This is a genomic window from Neorhizobium sp. DAR64872/K0K18 (assembly GCF_050500175.1).
GTDB lineage: Bacteria > Pseudomonadota > Alphaproteobacteria > Rhizobiales > Rhizobiaceae > Neorhizobium > Neorhizobium soli.
The window spans coordinates 377,506-396,307 of sequence record NZ_CP191445.1 but is presented as its reverse complement, the minus strand read 5'-3'; the positions used below and the strand labels follow the sequence as shown (position 1 = coordinate 396,307).

General features: G+C 58.9%; 19 protein-coding genes and 1 riboswitch. Of the genes, 11 read left to right on the top strand and 8 right to left on the bottom strand.

The genetic code is table 11. The features are described 5' to 3' along the window. Window positions 1-43: 43 nt before the first annotated feature. Window positions 44-146, bottom strand: a riboswitch (TPP riboswitch). Window positions 147-306: 160 nt separating this feature from the next. Next, window positions 307-552, top strand: a complete 246-nt coding sequence (locus tag ACQY1P_RS01800; RefSeq protein WP_062459613.1) for a DUF2934 domain-containing protein — start codon at window positions 307-309, stop codon at window positions 550-552. A gap of 106 nt (window positions 553-658) precedes the next feature. On the opposite strand, the gene ACQY1P_RS01795 is transcribed toward ACQY1P_RS01800, so the two are convergent. From ACQY1P_RS01795 to ACQY1P_RS01760, 8 genes are all read right to left on the bottom strand, one after another. After that, the gene (locus tag ACQY1P_RS01795; RefSeq protein WP_325264875.1) at window positions 659-3,202 is read right to left on the bottom strand and encodes an EAL domain-containing protein; all 2,544 of its coding nucleotides are present in this window, start codon (window positions 3,200-3,202) and stop codon (window positions 659-661) included. A 232-nt stretch (window positions 3,203-3,434) separates the two neighbouring features. Beyond that, window positions 3,435-4,019, bottom strand: a complete 585-nt coding sequence (locus tag ACQY1P_RS01790; protein ID WP_430253681.1) for an SCO family protein — start codon at window positions 4,017-4,019, stop codon at window positions 3,435-3,437. Continuing rightward, window positions 4,019-4,516 carry a copper chaperone PCu(A)C gene (locus ACQY1P_RS01785; RefSeq protein WP_430253679.1) on the bottom strand — a complete coding sequence of 166 codons (498 nt, stop codon included), beginning with the start codon at window positions 4,514-4,516 and terminating at the stop codon, window positions 4,019-4,021. Before ACQY1P_RS01785 ends, ACQY1P_RS01790 begins: the two co-directional genes overlap by 1 nt. Before the next feature lie 43 nt (window positions 4,517-4,559). Then, window positions 4,560-4,955: a hypothetical protein gene (locus tag ACQY1P_RS01780; RefSeq protein WP_430253677.1), complete on the bottom strand. Its 396-nt coding sequence runs from the start codon at window positions 4,953-4,955 to the stop codon at window positions 4,560-4,562. 144 nt (window positions 4,956-5,099) lie between these two features. Further along, window positions 5,100-6,164: an ABC transporter ATP-binding protein gene (locus ACQY1P_RS01775; RefSeq protein WP_092663091.1), complete on the bottom strand. Its 1,065-nt coding sequence runs from the start codon at window positions 6,162-6,164 to the stop codon at window positions 5,100-5,102. A gap of 17 nt (window positions 6,165-6,181) precedes the next feature. Further along, complete coding sequence (locus ACQY1P_RS01770) at window positions 6,182-7,030, bottom strand: carbohydrate ABC transporter permease (protein WP_092663089.1); 849 nt, start codon at window positions 7,028-7,030, stop codon at window positions 6,182-6,184. Continuing rightward, window positions 7,023-7,922, bottom strand: coding sequence for a carbohydrate ABC transporter permease (locus ACQY1P_RS01765; protein ID WP_092663466.1), 900 nt, complete (start codon window positions 7,920-7,922; stop codon window positions 7,023-7,025). The genes ACQY1P_RS01770 and ACQY1P_RS01765 overlap by 8 nt, the downstream gene beginning before the upstream one ends. 112 nt (window positions 7,923-8,034) lie before the next feature. Next, window positions 8,035-9,342, bottom strand: coding sequence for an ABC transporter substrate-binding protein (locus tag ACQY1P_RS01760; RefSeq protein WP_062578044.1), 1,308 nt, complete (start codon window positions 9,340-9,342; stop codon window positions 8,035-8,037). Window positions 9,343-9,548: 206 nt separating this feature from the next. On the opposite strand from ACQY1P_RS01760, the gene ACQY1P_RS01755 reads away from it, so the two are divergent. The 10 genes from ACQY1P_RS01755 to ACQY1P_RS01710 all read left to right on the top strand — a co-directional run bounded on the left by ACQY1P_RS01755 (window position 9,549) and on the right by ACQY1P_RS01710 (window position 18,798). Next, on the top strand, window positions 9,549-10,754 hold the full coding sequence (locus ACQY1P_RS01755; RefSeq protein ID WP_430253674.1) for an ROK family protein: 1,206 nt from the start codon (window positions 9,549-9,551) through the stop codon (window positions 10,752-10,754). 39 nt (window positions 10,755-10,793) lie between these two features. Further along, the gene (locus ACQY1P_RS01750) at window positions 10,794-11,894 is read left to right on the top strand and encodes a Gfo/Idh/MocA family protein (protein WP_430253672.1); all 1,101 of its coding nucleotides are present in this window, start codon (window positions 10,794-10,796) and stop codon (window positions 11,892-11,894) included. A 22-nt stretch (window positions 11,895-11,916) separates the two neighbouring features. Beyond that, window positions 11,917-12,558 carry a ThuA domain-containing protein gene (locus ACQY1P_RS01745; protein WP_062459644.1) on the top strand — a complete coding sequence of 214 codons (642 nt, stop codon included), beginning with the start codon at window positions 11,917-11,919 and terminating at the stop codon, window positions 12,556-12,558. 53 nt (window positions 12,559-12,611) lie between these two features. Further along, on the top strand, window positions 12,612-13,763 hold the full coding sequence (locus ACQY1P_RS01740) for a mandelate racemase/muconate lactonizing enzyme family protein (protein WP_430253670.1): 1,152 nt from the start codon (window positions 12,612-12,614) through the stop codon (window positions 13,761-13,763). 148 nt (window positions 13,764-13,911) lie between these two features. Further along, the gene (locus tag ACQY1P_RS01735; protein ID WP_062459650.1) at window positions 13,912-14,226 is read left to right on the top strand and encodes a hypothetical protein; all 315 of its coding nucleotides are present in this window, start codon (window positions 13,912-13,914) and stop codon (window positions 14,224-14,226) included. 46 nt (window positions 14,227-14,272) lie between these two features. Then, window positions 14,273-14,884 carry a general stress protein gene (locus tag ACQY1P_RS01730; protein WP_062459654.1) on the top strand — a complete coding sequence of 204 codons (612 nt, stop codon included), beginning with the start codon at window positions 14,273-14,275 and terminating at the stop codon, window positions 14,882-14,884. 174 nt (window positions 14,885-15,058) lie between these two features. Then, window positions 15,059-15,853, top strand: coding sequence for an exodeoxyribonuclease III (gene xth / locus ACQY1P_RS01725; RefSeq protein ID WP_430253668.1), 795 nt, complete (start codon window positions 15,059-15,061; stop codon window positions 15,851-15,853). Continuing rightward, window positions 15,853-16,062, top strand: a complete 210-nt coding sequence (locus ACQY1P_RS01720; protein WP_092663073.1) for a hypothetical protein — start codon at window positions 15,853-15,855, stop codon at window positions 16,060-16,062. Before xth ends, ACQY1P_RS01720 begins: the two co-directional genes overlap by 1 nt. A 95-nt stretch (window positions 16,063-16,157) precedes the next feature. After that, a complete protein-coding gene (locus ACQY1P_RS01715) occupies window positions 16,158-17,051 on the top strand; it encodes an NAD-dependent epimerase/dehydratase family protein (protein ID WP_062578031.1) in 894 nt (297 codons plus the stop codon). A 214-nt stretch (window positions 17,052-17,265) separates the two neighbouring features. Then, complete coding sequence (locus ACQY1P_RS01710; protein WP_430253666.1) at window positions 17,266-18,798, top strand: acyl-CoA carboxylase subunit beta; 1,533 nt, start codon at window positions 17,266-17,268, stop codon at window positions 18,796-18,798. The last annotated feature ends 4 nt before the right edge of the window (window positions 18,799-18,802 follow it).

Sequence of the window (18,802 nt, the reverse complement as noted above, 5' to 3'; positions counted from 1 at the left end):
CATCATGGAGATCCAGGCGAGCGGAGAATAAGAAAGAGGTGCGGTATTGCGCCGTTTCCGTTCCTACGCCGGTATGACCCGGATCAGGTTCAAGGGTCCGGCTCACCGCCATCTCAGCACCGTTCGATGCTCCCCTCGGAATGACGCTAAGGTTGGACAAAGAAACGGCCTTTGTCAATCGCTTGCGATCGCTGTCCGGCAGAGCCTGCGCGGCGAGCTGACAAAAATTTTATTCTATGTCATCCGCCTCCCGGAAACCCGGGGCCCGTCCGCTGGTTATGTCTTCGCAACTTAGGAGGAGCAACCATGACCGATAGAGAACAGGAACAGCGCGAACGGGCCTACAGACTGTGGGAGGAAGAAGGCCGTCCTGAAGGGTCCCATGACGATCACTGGAAGCGTTCCGAGCATCCAGCCGACATGTCGGATCAGGAAAGCGACGATGTGACCAAGGTCAACCAGCAGGCTGATGCGGCGTTTGGTGGAGAGAACGATGCAGCGGCCGACGATGCCGCCACAATCCGGCCTCCGTCGTCAGTCGCGCCGGACTGACGTCGACCAGCGGTAGTCTGGATAGGTATCAGACCTGCCCTGCATGAAAGGGGTTGGCACAACACCTCGAAATATCGGCTGCCGATAGTTCGGCCGTCGACACACTTCAGCCGTCACAAAACCCGTTCGTCCGGTCCACTTTATGCGTCGTCGGGCGATCGAGAACCTGACCGAAACACACGACGGCCACCCGTTTTCCGGTGGCTTTCGCCAGATACATATAGTCGTCAGCGCGTTTGACATAGGTTTGCGGCGTGTCTTCGGCCTTTAGGAACGTAACGCCGACCGCGGCACCCGTGAATGTCACCTGGCCATCGATGGGGATCGGCTTGAACACCCTTTCCATCGTTTCCTGAATATGCGTCTGCATATCGCCCGCAAACTTGCGATCCATGTCGAGAAGAATAGCAAACTCGTCTCCTCCGACCCTGGCGATGAAATCCGTTGCTCGGAAACTTTCGCGAAGTCTCGCCGAGATCGTTCGCAGGACTTCGTCGCCTGCGGAATGCCCCAGACTGTCGTTGACGATCTTGAAGCCGTTGAGATCGATGTAGGCGATGGCGAGTTTTCTGTCATTGAGCAGGTTGCGGGCAACCTCTCCGGCAACAACCTCATCGAAACAGGCTCGGTTTGGTAGACCTGACAGGGCATCGGTCTGCGCGGAGGTTTTCAGAGCGCTTTCGATAGCGCGCTGCTGCCTGACGCGGGCAGACACATCGACAATGACCTCCACATCGAATGAAACGCCATCGACGATCGTGCGTTGCGCGGAAATCAGGGTTGGGATGATCGTACCATCCGAATGAGCAATCTCAACATCTTCGAGCTCGTAGGCGCCGTCCTCGCGCAATAGCCGGTGCCGTCTGTCGCGGGCGGGATTGTCGATCGCGGCACCCTCGGAAATCAGCTTCTTTCCGTTGATCTCGTCCCATTTCAGGCCGGTGAGCTTCAGATAGGCATCGTTGACTTTGACGTAGCTCGAGGTTTTCGTGTCGCTCGTCGTGATGGCCATGGCAATGGGCGCGGACTCAAACATCCTCATCAGCATTGAGATCAAGTGTTGCGTCGGCAGGACATCAGCCTGGTCCGGATCATGCCAGACATGAGGAGCCTTCACGGATACTTTCCCGTCCAGCGGGACCTCCGTGGGCACGATCTCGGTGATGGTGCCGTACCATTTCACGATCTTGCCGGTCGCATCGCGATGAGGCTTTGCCCGACTGACCATCCATCGCCAGCTGTCGTCGTGCAGACGCATGCGAAACCTGGTTTCGAATGGGTCGCCGGATGGCAGCCATCCAAGCCATTCCCGCCGAACCCGCAAACTGTCGTCCGGATGCATCCGACCGTACCAGTCCGCGATCCGGTCACGCATCCTGGACATCGTCGGGTCTGGCGTTGGCCCCATGAAATTGACAATGCCTTCGGCATCGCTCGACCAGGGAATGTTCGGGCTGAGTTCGATCGACCATCGTGCGTGGTCTTCCGTCTCGGTCAGCGCCTTTTCCATCGATTTGTGACCGGTAACATCGATCGCCGTGACCGAAATGCCGATCGGCTCGCCTGCGTCGTCATCGACCCGCTGGTTCACCACGAGGAGAATGTTCTCACTTCCGGGCGGACGATATTCGTCCACAATCAAAGGCTCGCCCGCAAGGACTCGCTGAAGATCTTTGGTGACCCGGCGCGCCTCTCGTGCCGGCATGAAACTGTGAACGGTGAGCCCGATCATCTGCTCGGGCGTTAATCCCAGCATTGCAGCGAACCGATTGTTTACACTGACATGGCGCAAGTCTGAATCGAGAAAGCAGAGACCGACCGGTGCCGCCTCATAGAGCGTTTCCAGTTGATGGACCCGCTGGAACAGCGAGCCGGTTCCGCGGCGTTCCGTGAGTGGCTTCTGCTTGCTGACAGCGAGAAGCCGTTCTGTCGCATCACCGTCGACAGGTCTGCCAAACAGCCACCCCTGTCCAACGTCGCAACCAAGACGCTTCAGCATTTCTGCCTGTTCTTCGGTTTCAACGCCTTCGGCAACAACCGTCATGCCAAGGCTTTGCCCCAGCCCAATGACCGAGGCGACGATTTTCCGGCTGCCGCTGTCATGCTGCATGGAGCGCACGAAGCTTGTGTCGATCTTCAGTTTGTCGAAGGGGAACGCGTGAAGCCGCGTCAGGCTGGCAAAGCCGGTCCCGAAGTCGTCGAGGGAGATACCCATTCCGGCAGACTTGAGCGATGCAATGTTTTCCCTGACGACTGTATCGTCATCGAGCAGTGCGCTTTCCGTCATTTCGATATGGATTCGGTTCATCGGAAACCCGGTTTCCGAGATTATCGAAGCCAGAAAGTGGAAGAGGTCTGGGTCCTGAAACTGCGTCGGCGACAGGTTGATCGCGAGGACAAAGTCTCCCCTCCAGCTTGCAGCTTTGCGACAGGCATCCTGGACGATCTTTTGCGTCAAAGCGCCAATCAGATTGCTGGTTTCGGCGAACGGAATGAAATCTGAAGGTGCGATGGCACCTGCTTCAGAATCGGTCCAACGCGCAAGAACCTCAAAGCCGATGATCGCACCGCTCTGCAGATCGACAAGCGGCTGAAATGCCGGCCAGATCGCATCGGTTGAGAGGGCGTCGGAAAGTCGTCGCTTTGACAAGATGCCGTCTTTGGCGGACGCGGGTCTTTTTGTCGAAACCTGCGGTGCAGATTTCCGATTTGCCGGACCGATATGTCGACCAGAGATCATGGCACTTTCCACACTTGCGGAAAAGCAATGTCAGAGACCGCTTAAGAATAGATTAGCATGGCTTAATTTAAGAAACGATGCGTATTTGTCGGCATCTACATTGGTTCGATGGCCGCCATGAGCTATGACCCCGCTCGTGAGACTACAGGAGCGCGCTGCGGATCTTGCTGATGGCGACGTCGGGATCTGAGCCATAGGGAATGAGCCCCTTCAACCGGCCATCCGCACCGATCAGGAACAGGTCCATCGTGTGGCTCATGGAATAGCCGCCACTCTTGTTCGGCTTCTTTTCCGCGAATGCGCGCCATCCGGCGACCACCCGCCGGATCTCTTCAGGCGTTCCGGTCACCCCCGTGATCCGGTCGGAAAACGCGGTGACATAGCCGTTCATAATGTCAGGAGTGTCCCGTTCCGGATCGACCGTGACCAGGTAGCTTTTGATCGGCAGGCCATCTTCACCCAGTTCCTTGAGATATCCAGCAACTTCATAAAGCGTCGTCGGGCAGGCTTCCGGGCAATGCGTGTAGCCGAAATAGACCAGTGACGGGTTGCCCTTGAAGATCGACTGATCGACCGCTTCTCCCCGATCGTTGATCAGAGAAAACGCGGCATTGAATGTGGTGTTTCTTGGCTCATCCTTGAACGTGAAGAAGAGGATTCCGACGAGGACAGTGATGAAGATTGCCGAGATTGTCGTTGCAACCAGCATGAACGGGTTCTTCATCATCAGTCGTGACCTTCATGAGCGGCATGAGGCTTTTGCGCACCGGCAAACGGTCCGACGGCAAAATCGACCTCGATCGGCCCGGCCTTTTCAAAAATGAGCGTGACCGCCAGCGTCTCGCCCTCCTTGAAAGGTCTAGAGACATTCGTGAACATAAGATGATAGCCACGGGGTTCCAGCTTGACGGTAGACTTGGCCGGCACGGGGATGCCCTTGTCCAGTTCCCGCATTTCCATCACGGCGCCGGTCATCTTCATCTCGTGGATCTGGACGTCTTCGGCACGATCCGACTTTGCGCCAACCAGCCGGTCGGCCGCACCGGAGTTGTTGATCGTCAGGTACCCCCCGCCGACCTTTGCCACCGGCAGCATGGCGCGGGAATATGCGGACTCGATCGTGATATCGCCGGTCCCGGGTGCATGCATGTGCTGGGAAGATGCGGTGCTGGGCAGCATCAATGCCACGGCCGCTACAAGAAATTTCGCTCGGATTGTCGACATGGGTATTCGCCTTTGACGTAGCAGAATTGGTTTTGCTTTCTCATCAGCTACGAACAGGAGGCCCTCTGGCCGAGGTGCCAGTCAGCAGGACGAACCGAGGCGGGCTTTCGTGGGTTCCGGAATTCGCGTGCACGATCTCGCGCAGGATCGGCGCACCCAACGTATCTGTCGGCAGTGGCAGTATTGATGCCGTCACATGCCGGCAGGCGTCGCAGGAGATCTTGCTTTCACCTTTATGGTGATGCGTTTTCCCGGCTTCCGAGGGAAGGCAAAGATCAGGCAGACTTCCGTCCGGGAGGATGTAGGACGCAATCGCGATGGTCTCGATCGAGCGCGCATTGGCGGTCGGATTGGAATTGGCAAATCCAAGCAGCAGAAACGCAAGGCTGCAGAGAATGCGCAACCCTACCTGTCTAATCTGCCCAAAACGCCGGATCATCTCGCCTATCAGCTCATCATGCAGCCCAAGGTCATAATGAGTTACGGCAACCCATGCAATGCGTTGCAACCACGAGGACATTGTGACGCAGATGAGCCGCGCGGGCACACGACCCGCCCGATCACGTGCAGCGCTGAATTGGCGTCAGAGGCTCACGCCGCTTTCCCGGTCGAAGACGTAGACGAGGTTTTTGTCGATGCCGGCGCGAAACTGCGTTCCGTGTCGCACGGGATGGTCTCCATCGACAATGGCGGTCATCTGCTGGCCAGCGAATTCAAACAGCACATGCGTCTGGGCGCCCGTCGGTTCGACGAGCAGCGTTTCTCCACCGATATTGTCGCCGCCGGCCGTGAGGTGTTCCGGGCGGAGCCCGAGCTTGACGCTCTGGCCGCGACGGACCTTGCGCAGCGGTGAAATGTCGATTGCGGATCCTTCCGCCAGACGAACGACCGGTCTGTCGTTTTCGCCGTCGATCGTGCCGTCGAGCAGGTTCATGGCGGGCGAGCCGATGAAGCCCGCGACGAAGAGGTTGGCGGGTGTCCGGTAGAGCTCCATCGGCGTGCCGACCTGCTCGATGCGGCCGGAATTGAGGACCACGATCCGGTCGGCAAGGGTCATCGCTTCGATCTGGTCATGCGTCACATAGATGGACGTCGTCCCGACCTTCTGGTGCAACGCCTTGATCTCGGTGCGCATCTGGACGCGAAGTTTGGCGTCGAGGTTGGAGAGGGGCTCGTCGAACAGAAACACGGCTGGATCGCGCACGATCGCCCGTCCCATCGCGACGCGCTGTCGTTGCCCGCCGGAAAGCTGGCTGGGCTTGCGGTCCAGAAGATCTTCGAGCGCCAGCATGCGGGCTGCTTCTCCGACGCGGGTGGCGATGTCAGGCTTGGTGACACCGGCAAGCTTGAGGTTGAAGCCCATGTTCTCGCCGACCGTCATGTGCGGGTAGAGCGCGTAGGACTGGAAGACCATGGCGATGTTGCGTTCCCGGGGCGTCATGGCGTTGACCACCGTACCGCCGATCGTGACTTCGCCGTCGCTGATGTCTTCAAGCCCCGCGATCATGCGCAGCAGCGTCGACTTTCCGCAGCCCGACGGCCCAACCAGGGCGATGAACTCGCCGTCATCGACCGACAGCGAGATATCGTGAACCACCTGGAGCGCGCCGTAGCTCTTGCGAACGTTTGTAAGGCCAACCGATGCCATGATGCTAATCCTTCAATTCAAGACTTTACGGCGCCGGCGGTAAGGCCTGCGATGATGTGTTTCTGGGCCAGGAAGAAGACGATGATCGTCGGCAGGATGGTGAGCGTGATAAAGGCAAGCACCAGCTGCCAATCGGTGCCGAACTCACCGCGATAGACCATGATGCCGAGAGGCCACGGATATTTGCTCTCGGTGTTCAGCATGATCAGCGGCAGGATGTAGCTGTTCCAGCTGCTGACGAAGGTGACGATGCCCACGGTTGCCACGATCGGCCGCGATAGCGGCAGCGATATGTACCAGAAAAAGCGGATATAGCCGCAGCCATCGACAAAGGCCGCCTGGAACAGCTCTTCCGGCAGGTTGCGGAAATAGTTGCGGAACAGAAGGATGCTCATACCGAGCCCGAATGCGACCTGCGGCAGGATCACGCCCCAATAGGAGTCGAGCAGGCCAAGATCGCGAATACGGATGAACAGCGGGAGAATTGCCGTTGCTGCCGGAAACATCAGCCCGATCAGGAAGTAGTTGAGCAGCTGGTTTGAGCCGAAGAAGCGGATATGCGCAAAACAGAAGGCCGCCATCGATGAGACCACCAGTGTCAGGAACACGGTAACACCCGCGATGATCAGCGAGTTCATCATCTGGCGCCAGTAGCGCTCGCCAAACAGGATATCGACATAGTTGGACCAGACCCATTCGCTGGGCAGTCCGAACGGATTGAGCCGGAGGTCGCCGAGCGTCTTGAAGCCGCCCAGTGCCGTTGTGACCAGCGGAACCAGCACGATGGCAGCGACCAGCGACAGCGAAACATAGACATAGAGGCGCGTTGCTGTGGACACGCGGACTGTGGACGATGTGTCAGTCATTGCGCATGAATATCCTTTTGTAACCGAATGCGATCGTTACACAAATGACGAACAGGACGACGCCGACGGCGCTTCCCAATCCGACCTGCATGCGCGTGACGCCGTAGGTGTAGAGAAAGGTGACCATGGTCTGCGTCGAGTTCGACGGACCGCCGCCGGTCAGCGGCATGATCAGGTCGAACAGCTGCAGCGATCCGATGATGGCAAAGAAGACGGACAGGCGCACGGTCGATCCGAGCAGTGGCAAGGTGACGTAGCGGAATTTCTGCCAGCCGGTCGCACCGTCGATCTCGGCCGCTTCCATGACGCTCTTGTCGATCGACTGGAGGCCGGCGATGAACAGCATCATGTGAAAGCCGAAATATTTCCAGATGACGACCGCCAGCACCGCGTAGATCGCAAGGTCTCTGTCGGCCAGAACATAGGGCGTCGCAACGCCGAGAAAGCCGGCGATTGCGGCGAACAATCCATAGTCACCGTCATAGACGAAGCGCCAGATGAGACCGGCGGCCACGTCGGCCAGAACATAAGGTAGAAAGAAGATCAGCCGGAATGCGACGACGCCCCTGATTTTCTTGCCGAGCATCACAGCGAGCCAGATTGCCAGCGGCACCTGCAGCAGCAGGGACACGACGATGATCAGGCCATTGTTGATCAAAGCCGTCGAAAAGGCGGCGTTGTTGAACAGCACCTCGAAATTGCGAACGCCCACAAATTCGGTCGGCGTGCCGTAGCCGTTCCAGCGATAGAAACTGTACCACGCGGCTTCGCCCATGGGCAGGATCACAAAGAGCGTGAACAGAAGCAGGGCAGGCGGCAGGAAGATGATCAGCGCCGGCAATCGGCCACGCGCGGTCGGGCTTTTGTAGCGGACCTTTTCCGGCACACCCATGACGGAGGCGCCGCTGATCTTCGCGGTCATGTTGTTCATCCGGTCTATCCTTGTCGCACCAATTCAGAAGTGCCGTTGCCGGTGACGGCGCTGCCGCCACCGGCTTTTCGGCTTACTCCAGTTCGGTCGCGTCCTGGATTGCCTGCGCTCCCTCTTCGGCGGTCATCTGCCCGGCGAGAATTTCGACCGAGACATCATTGACGACGCGGCCAACCGATGGACCGAGATCCTGGTCGAAGAAGTTCTGGTGCCAGGTGGATGCGGCAAGCTGATCGGCAGATTCCCGCATCAGCGGGTTTTTCAAGCCTTCCTCGGCATCGACAGCCGCAGGAATGATCATCCCTTCGGAGGCCATCTGCCGCTCCATCTCCTGACTGGTCAGGAAGCGGAGGAAATCGACAGCCGCCGGCGAAGCGTTCTTGCTGACGCCCCAGCCGTTCAGCCCGCCCAGCGTATCGGTGGCTTTGCCGGCGCCGCCTTCGACAATCGGGAACCCGAAGCGGCCGATGTTGTCGGCAGCAAGCCCCTTGCCGTCGCCGGCATTCTTGCGCTGGTTTGGCTCGGTATTTTCAAAGCCGAGAAGCATTGCAGCCCGTCCATCGCCGAACGCACCAAGCGTCTGCGGCCAGTTGGCGCCAAGATAGCCGTTCTGGAAAGGCTGAAGCTTCCCGAGCTCTGCCAGTTGCTCGCCGGCCTTGATCACCGCAGGGTGCATGAAGCCTTCGCCTTCCTTGTTCTTGGCGGCTTCGAACACCGCTTCGCCGCCATTGCGCATGACGAGGAAGCTCCAGTAGAAATGCAGCGGCCACTTATCGCCACCGCCACCTGCGATCGGTGCAATGCCGGCACCTTTCAACGTCTTGACCGCTCCCAGGAAATCGTCCCAGGTCTTGATGTCTTCGGCCTTGACGCCTGCCTTGGCGAACAACTCCTTGTTGTAGAAGAAGCTGACGGTCCCCATGCGGTAAGGGACGGCATAGATCTTGTCATCGAATGTCAGGCCGGCGACGGCGGCTGGCTTGTAGGTCTTGGCCCATTCGCCGCCGTTTGCGTTCATGGCCTCTGTCAGGTTCATCAGGGCGCCCGTCTGGGACTGCTGACGAAGAACGCCGCCACCCCAGCTGTAGAAGAAGTCAGGCGCCGCGTCGGACTGCAGAAGCGTCGGCAACTTGGCCTTGAACGCTTCGTTTTCGAGAAACTGCAGCTGGATATCGACATCCGGATGCTGCGTTTCATATTTCTTGGCGATGTCTTCCCACGTCTTGATATAGGCGGGTACGGTTTCGACGTGCATCCACTTGACGACCGTTTGTGCAGCAGTTGCCGTATGGGTCCCGAAAAGCGTCGAAAGTGCAGTGGCTGCGGCGAGCGCAGTGATCCGAACGCCCGTATAGGACGTTGCGTTGTGGTGATAGGTCATTCTTCCTCCTCCAAAGGGAAACAACCATCCTCAATTTTTCCCTTATGCGGATTAATTCAAACGACATTTACATCATTGTCAACCGCACCCGCTGAAGTTTTGCTCACATTGGCTTGACAAGAGGCAGTTCGTCGACGCTATTTAATTCGCGATCCGACATAAATATCGGAATCAAACGTCATAGCGATACGGGCATCCGGCTTTCCATGAAGACTGCAGATCCAGAATTGATGCGGGCGATCAATCGTTTCACGGTGCTGGACAAGATCCGCAGGCGCGGCCCGATTTCCCGGGTCGAGATCAGCGAACGTTCGCAGCTGTCGACCACGACCGTCTCGGCTATCACCGCATCGCTGCTCGACGACGGGCTGATCCTGACCAGGCATGAGGGTGACATCAGAAATACGGCGGCCCGCGGCAGGCCGCGCGTGATGCTGGAGCTCAACCCGGATGCGGCACGCGTCGTCGGCGCCAAGATCGCCACCAATCGTCTTGTTTTCGCCCTGACGAATTTCTGCGGCGAGGTTCTGTCGCAGCTCACCATTCCGGTCCGCGTTGACAGGTTGCCGATCGCCGTCATCAGCGATCTGGTCGAAGACGGCGTGCGCCGGTGCATCGTCGATGCCGGGATTTCGCTGAGCGACATCGACACAGTGTGCCTGGGCCTGCCGGGCGTTGTCGAACATCGCACCGGAAAGGTGCGCTCCAGCCCGATCTTTCGCGAGACGGATATCAATTTTGCCGAGGAGATGACGAGCCGGCTTGGCCTACCGACGATCGTCGAAAGCGATGCGCACGCGATCGCCTTGTCGCACCACTGGTTCGGTCAGGCCCGGGATCTCGACGATTTCGTCATCGTCTCGCTGGAGCAGACATTGGGCCTTGCACTTCTTCACAACGGCCAGGTGTTCCGTGGCGCTGGTGGTCTCAGTCATAATCTCGGCGATCTGGTGCTCGGGGCGACATCCGAGGAGACGCTCAGGCTTTCGGCGATTGCGGGCGAGACAGCCATTTTCGGTGAGCAGCAAATGGTCGGTCATTTCGCCGAAGCCGTCAGGCTTGGGCGCGGCATGGCGCATGCACAAGCGCTGATCGCCATCGAGAACAACCCATTGTCGGGCGCTGCCGTAAGGGCCGGCGAAGCGGTCGGCTTGGCGATTGCCAACATCGTCACACTCTTCGGTCCGCCCCGCGTCATCATCGTCGGCTCGACGCTGGGCCTTGGCGCCGCGTTTACCGACAGCCTGCAGCAATCCTATTCCCGCGCTATTCCGAGCTCGATCAGCGAAGTCGCCGAACTGGTTTTCGACCAGTCGACCGATGAAGCCTGGGCGCAGGGAGCGGCGGTCGTCGCTCTGCGGGAGCTTTACGAGTCGCCCTGGGGAACGACAGGTCCCGCTTCGAGCCTCTAGCGCAGGCGAACCACATATTTGCAACTTTGGGAGGAGACTATGCAAAAACTCGGCATCGGCATCATCGGATGCGGCAACATATCGTCAGCCTATCTGAAAGCGATGGCATCTTTCCCGGTCCTCGACATCCGCGGCATCGCCGACCTCAATCACGGTCTGGCCGAGCAGCGAGCCGGCGAGTTCAACCTTGCGGCCAAGAGCATCGATGAGTTGCTCGGCGATCCGGAGATCCAGCTGATCGTCAACCTAACCGTGCCCAAGGCGCATGTGGAGGTCGGTCTTCGCGCCCTTGCTCATGGCAAGCATACCTATTCCGAAAAGCCGCTCGGGATTACCTTTGCGGAAGGCAAGAAGCTGGCAGAGACCGCGAAGACGACTGGTCTTCGGATCGGCGCGGCACCCGATACGTTCCTCGGCGGCTCGCACCAGACGGCGCGGTCGATCATCGATACGGGCGTGCTGGGAACGCCGGTTGGCGGAACCGCCACCTTCATGTGCCCCGGCCACGAACGTTGGCATCCAAACCCGGATTTCTACTATGAGGCCGGCGGCGGCCCGATGCTCGATATGGGGCCTTACTACATCACCGACCTCGTCAACCTTCTGGGTCCGGTTGCCAAAGTCGCGGGCTTTGCGGTCACTCCGCGCAACGAGCGCACGATCACCAGCGAACCTCGCAACAGCCAGAAGATCCCGGTGCATATTCCCACGCATGTTTCGAGCGTCATGGCGTTTGAAAACGGAGCCGTGGTGCAGATCAACATGAGCTTCGACGTCGCGGGTCACAAGCATGTGCCGCTCGAGGTCTACGGTACCGAGGGAACGCTGATTGTCCCCGATCCGAACCACTTCGGCGGCGACATTCAGCTGCTGAAGAAAGGCGGCAGCTTCGAGCTGCAGCCGACGACGGAACCCTATGCGGATGGCAATTACCGGTCGCTCGGCGTTGCGGACATGGCTCATGCCATCCTGTCCGACCGCCCGCATCGGGCAAGCGGCGACCTGGCTCTGCATGTCCTTGAGGTCATGGAAGCCTTCGGCACCGCGGCGGACAAGGGGCAGACCGTTGACATCACTACCAAGCCCGAGCGGCCGGCACCGCTTTCGCAATCCTTGATAGACGGGCAGATCGCCCGCTGACACCACACTGGAGGAGACTGATATGCGCGAAGCTTTGATCGTATGGGGTGGCTGGAGCGGGCATGAACCGCAGGAATGCGCTCATGTCATAAGGGACATTCTTCAGGAAGATGGTTTCAAGGTCTATCTTGAAAACACGACGGAAGCGTTTGCAGATCCTTCCATTCACGACCTGTCCCTGATTGTGCCGATCATGACCATGTCGAAGATCGAGAAGGAAGAGGCGAAAAACCTCGCGTCTGCCGTCGAAAACGGCGTCGGCATCGCCGGTTACCACGGTGGCGCCGGTGACGCGTTTCGCGAATGCGTCGAATACCAGTTCATCATTGGCGGCCAGTGGGTGGCCCACCCCGGCAACATCATCGACTACACCGTCAATGTGACCCGCCCGGACGACGAGTTGATGCAGGGCATCAGTGATTTCCCATACACGTCCGAGCAATACTACATGCACGTGGACCCTTCGAACGAGGTGCTTGCGACGACCACGTTCAATGGCGATCACGCCTACTGGATCGACGGCGTTGTCATGCCTGTCGTCTGGAAGCGCAAATACGGCAAAGGGCGCGTCTTCTATTCGTCGCTTGGCCATGTGGCGAAGGAATTCGACGTGCCGCAGATGAAGACGATCTTCAGACGTGGTGCAAACTGGGCGGCGCGCTGATGGTTGCCTGACGCTCAGTCCACCCGATCTCCGACAAGCATGGCTCGGCTCTCATGAAAATCTCGGCGATAAAGGCCTATGTCACCAAACTCGGTGTTCGCAACCAACTGCTTCTCAAGGTGGAAACGGAGGAGGGGATTTATGGTTGGGGCGAGTCGGGCCTGTCATATCGAGAGAAGGCGGTTCTCGGGGCGATCGATCACTACAGCCGGTTTCTGATGGGTCGCGATCCGATGCATTGCGGCGCGCTGTGGCAGGAGATGTATCGAAGCCAGTATTTTGAGGGCGGCCGGGTGTTGACGGCGGCGATCTCTGCCCTCGACATCGCCTTTCACGATATCAAGGGCAAGGCGCTCGGAGTGCCCGTCTACCAGTTGCTCGGAGGCCGGCAGCGCGACCGGGTGCCGGCCTTCGCGACAACCTCTGCCGAACCGGGACCAGAGATGGTGGAGCAGGCGCTGCTTTTGAAAGACCAGGGATGGCGGTGCATCCGGATGATCGCCACCGGCCAGGAAAATAGCGATCGTTTCGAACCGCGCGAGTCGATCGCGACGACGGCCGAGTGGGTCACGCGGGTGCGCGAGGCCGTGGGTCATGAGATAACGCTTGGCGTCGAGTACCATCATCGCCTCAGCGTCGCCGAGGCCGCCTCGTTCTGTCAAAAGCTGCCGCGGGGCACTCTGGATTTCATCGAGGAACCGATCCGCGACGAGACGCCCGGTGCCTACGAAGCACTGCGCAGAATGACGGAGATACCGTTTGCTATCGGCGAGGAGTTTTCGTCGAAATGGCAATTCCTTCCCTATGTCGAACGTGACCTCCTGCAGTTCTGCCGCATCGACATCTGCAATGTCGGCGGTTTCACCGAAGCGATGAAGATTGCCGGTTGGTGCGAGGCGCATTACGTCGACCTCATGCCGCATGCGCCGCTTGGCGCCGTATGCACGGCGGCCTCCGTCCACCTTGCCGCAGCCGTCGCCAACTTCGCTTGGCTGGAATGCCGCAACTCACCGACAGAGCAGCTGGGTTTCGGTGACCCCGCAACCTACCCGAAACAGATCGGGATGGATGGAGCCTTCTACCGCGTGCCGGACGAGCCGGGTCTCGGTGTCGATGTCAATGAATCGCTTCTTCAGGCGTCGAGCTTCGAATACAGCGAGCCGCCGCACCTGCGCCGCGATGACGGCTCTTTCACCAACTGGTGAGATCGGGACCAACCGTGTTCGTATCGTGGGTGAACGCGGATGCGCGTCCTTGGTTGATCCGCCGTGCCTAATCTCAACGGAACAAAATCCGGCTCCGCGGGTTGTCCTCCGCGCATTCGAAAGTGAATGCAGAACTTGGAGGAACACCATGAAAAAACTTAGCTTTGGCCTCGCTGCAGTCCTTCTTTCGGCATCCGCCGTTCTGGCTCAGACAGAGCCTAAGACGACCGAGACGACACCAGCGGTGAGCACCTCCGGCGAAACAAATCCGGCCGCGCCGGTTGCTGGCAAGAACAGCTTCACAGAGGCGCAGGCAAAATCGAGAATCGAAGAAGCCGGTTACGCGGAAGTCTCCGGTCTCAAGCTGGACGACCAGGGCATCTGGCGCGCCATGGGTACCAAGGACGGCAAGCACGGCAACGTGGCGCTGGACTTCCAGGGCAATGTGGTGATGGCGAAGTAAGCCTGATCGTCCCAACAACAATAACGAATACGAAGAGGAAATTCCCATGCGTACCATTACTGGACTTTACGACAGCTACGATGACGCCCGCGCCGCGGTGAAGGCTCTCGAAGATGCTGGCGTGTCATCCGACGACATCAGCATCGTGTCGCACAAGAACGGCAAAGAAGATATCGAAGGCCAGGGCAGCAACGCTGCTGAAGGCGCGGGCACAGGCGCTGGCATCGGTGCCGTCGCTGGTGGCGCCGGTGGTCTTCTGGCCGGTCTCGGAATGCTCGCAATCCCAGGCGTTGGCCCGGTTGTAGCAGCTGGTTGGCTTGCAGCAACGGCAGCGGGTGCTGTCGCTGGCGCAGTGGCCGGTGGCGCAGCAGGCGGTATCGTCGGTGCAATGATCGAATCCGGTGTGTCGGAGAAGGACGCCCACCTTTATGCCGAAGGCGTACGCCGCGGCGGTTCGCTGGTCGTCGCCAAGGTCGATGACGACAAGGCAGTGGCTTCGGAAGCGATCCTGACCCGTTCGCGTTCTGTCGATCTCAACGAGCGTCGCACAGCATACACCAATGATGGCTGGTCGCAGTTCGACGACAAGGCTGATCCTTACACACAGGACCAGATCGACGCCGAGCGCGGTCGCTACCGCACCAACACTCCGATCTGATCCATATTCTGAAAGGGCGGTCTTCATGGCCGCCCTTTCTTTATGCCGGGCAATTGCCGGCGACTGCGCAAGGCGGCATCGATCTGTCAACTTGTGCTTTGTCAAAACCAACACGCAGCACCGCAAATTTAGGCTGGGCCGCGAACTCGATAGTCGCACTCGGGTACAATTCGCGTGAAAATAGCCAGCTACAACGTCAACGGCATCAACGGGCGGATCGATATCCTCCTCCAGTGGCTGGAGGAATCGCAGCCTGATGTCGTGTGTCTGCAGGAGCTCAAAGCGCCTGATCAAAAGTTTCCCATCAAAGCCATTGAAGCAGCCGGTTACGGCGCCGTGTGGCACGGGCAGAAATCCTGGAATGGCGTGGCGATTCTAGCGCGCGGCGAAGAGCCGTTGCTGACTCGAAAGGGCCTCCCTGGCGATCCTGACGATGTCCAAAGCCGATATATCGAAGCCCTTGTGAACGGTATCCTCATCGGCAACGTCTATCTTCCGAATGGTAATCCTTCACCCGGCCCGAAATTCGATTACAAGCTCGCGTGGCTGTCGCGACTGCAGGACTATGCCGCCGAGCTGATAGAATTAGACGTTCCGGTCATCATCGCTGGTGATTACAACATCATACCGACCGAACTCGACGTCTATAAGCCTGAGCGATGGGCAGATGATGCGTTGTTCCGGGCCGAAGTTCGCGATGAATTCAGGGAGCTTCTCGCGCAGGGCTGGACGGATGCCATTCGCAGGTTACATGCCGACGAGCGCATCTACACCTTCTGGGACTACATCCGGAATGCGTATGGGCGAAACGCAGGACTTCGCCTCGACCATTTCCTGTTGAGCCCAGGTCTCGCAGACGACCTCTCGCGAGCCGAGGTCGACACGCATGTTCGGGGCTGGGCCCACACGAGCGACCATGCACCTGTATGGATAGAGTTGTTAGACGATCTTAAAAAAGGAGCTGAGTGATGGAAGGCCATTGGACAAACGAACTTCGCCAGAAGGTTGAGGCACTCGTCGACGAATACGTTGCAGCTGGAGCATCCCAGAGCGATGTGCTCGATGTCATAGCAAAGACAGGGGTCGATCTGCGGCTTCCGAAAACCGATGAGCCTGATCGCGCCAGCGACAAGGCTGTTGTCGAGGAACCCGCCAACGATTGGCCGGCTGCGACGTAAGGCTGCGCGGAGGGGCGTGACGATCACGTTGCCGCGGACTACCATAACCGCCCGGCATGGCGGTTATGGCTCACATATGGGAAGGGAACAGAAACATGACAAAGCGGATCGTTTTCACTGGCGGCACCGGAAAAGCCGGCAAGCATGCGGTATCGTATCTTCTGGCGAAGGGATACTCGGTCCTGAATGTCGATCTGAAACCGCTCGATATGCCCGGCGTGAATACGCTGATCACGGATATCACCGACAGCGGCCAGGTCTTCAATGCGTTGACGACGCATTTCGGGTTCTCCGGCTTCGAAGACGGCGCACCGCCATCGGCACCCGATGCGGTCGTCCATTTCGCAGCGGTTCCACGCGTGCTGATCGAGCCTGATAACAAAACATTCGAAGCCAATGTCATGGGCACCTATAACGTGCTGGAAGCCGCCATGAAGCTCGGCGTACGCAAAGTCGTGATTGCTTCAAGCGAGACGACCTACGGCGTCTGCTTTGCCGAAGGTGACAAGAATTTCCACGCGTTTCCGCTGGAAGAAGATTACGACAGCGATCCGATGGACAGTTACGGATTATCGAAAGTCGTCAACGAAAAAACCGCTCGAGCCTTTGCCATGCGCTACGGAGCCGACGTCTATGCTCTGCGCATCGGAAACGTGATCGAGCCTGACGAATACGACAATTTCGCAGATTTCCTTGAACAGCCGATGTCGCGAAAACGCAATGCGTGGAGCTACATCGACGCGCGCGACCTTGGTCAGATCGTCCATCTCTGCGTGGAGAAAGACGGGCTTGGCTATCAGGTCTTCAACGCAGTCAACGACACGATCACCGCCGAGCTGCCAACCGCCGAATTCCTCGCAAAATATTGTCCGGATACGCCGGTCTGGCGCGAGATGGGTCGGGATGAAGCGCCGCTCTCGAACCGCAAGGCCCGCGAAGTTTTAGGCTTCCGCGAAGAGCATCCCTGGCGGCGATATATGCTTCGCTGAGCTGCCAGATTGTCCGCTTCCGCGAGGGCGGGGGAACTTGGAATGGATGTGGACGTCAGCCTATCGGAGGGGCTGGCGTCATCTCCGGCAAGCGGTTAGCAATAGTTCTAGACGAAGCCGCAGCTTCATCTTTGATCGCGAAGGCATAAGGCGCGCCGCTGTCGCATCAGCCTTAGCTGGGGCACGGGGACGAGGGGATGGGAGACGACAACGCATGCTGCAGATAATCGAACAGCTGGAACAACGCAGAGCTGAGGCGCGTCTCGGAGGGGGCCAAAGACGGATCGACGCCCAGCACGCGAAGGGCAAGCTGACGGCGCGCGAGCGGCTAGAGGTCCTGCTGGACGAGGGCTCCTTCGAGGAGTTCGACATGTATGTCACCCATCGCTGCACGGATTTCGGCATGGAGACCCAGAAGGTGGCGGGCGACGGTGTCGTGACCGGCTGGGGCACCATCAACGGGCGCCAGGTCTATGTCTTCAGCCAGGATTTCACAGTGCTCGGCGGGTCTCTGTCCGAAACCCATGCCCAGAAGATCTGCAAGATCATGGATATGGCGGTAAAGGTCGGAGCTCCGGTCATAGGCCTCAACGATTCCGGCGGCGCTCGTATTCAGGAAGGCGTCGCCTCGCTCGGCGGCTATGCGGAAGTGTTTCGCCGCAATGCCGAGGTTTCCGGCGTCATCCCGCAGATCTCGGTGATCATGGGACCATGCGCCGGCGGCGCCGTCTATTCGCCTGCCATGACCGACTTCATCTTCATGGTGCGTGACACGTCCTATATGTTCGTGACGGGCCCGGACGTGGTGAAGACCGTGACGAACGAGATCGTGAGCGCCGAAGAACTGGGGGGCGCCACGACCCATACCCAGAAATCCTCGGTCGCGGATGCCGCATTCGAAAACGACGTGGAAGCGCTGGAAGCGGTCAGACAGCTGTTCGACTTTCTGCCTCTCAACAATCGCCAGAAGCCCCCGGTTCGCCCTGTCCATGACGACCCGTCGCGGCTGGAGATGCGGCTCGATACGCTGATCCCAGATAGCGCGGCCAAGCCCTATGACATGAAGGAACTGATCACGGCACTTGCCGATGAAGGCGACTTCTTCGAGATCCAGGAAGCCTTTGCGAAAAACATCATCACCGGTTTCATTCGCATGGAGGGACAGACGATCGGCATCGTTGCTAACCAGCCGATGGTGCTGGCCGGCTGCCTCGATATCGATTCGTCGCGCAAGGCGGCGCGGTTTGTGCGGTTCTGCGATGCGTTTTCCATTCCGCTGCTTACGCTGGTCGATGTGCCGGGCTTCCTTCCGGGCACGGCGCAGGAATATGGCGGCGTCATCAAGCACGGCGCAAAGCTGCTGTTTGCCTATTCGCAGGCCACCGTGCCGATGGTGACGCTGATAACCCGCAAGGCATATGGGGGCGCGTATGACGTGATGGCGTCCAAGCATATCGGCGCCGATATCAACTATGCCTGGCCGACGGCTGAAATCGCCGTTATGGGCGCTAAAGGTGCGACCGAGATCCTGTATAGGTCGGAGCTTGACGATCCGGACAAGATCGCAGCCCGCACCGGGGAATACGAGGAGCGGTTCGCCAACCCGTTTATCGCGGCAGAGCGTGGCTTTATCGACGATGTGATCATGCCGCATTCGTCGCGCCGTCGTATCGCAAGGGCATTTGCCTCGTTGCGCGACAAGCAGGTGCAGACCCATTGGAAAAAGCACGACACAATCCCGCTGTGAGGCT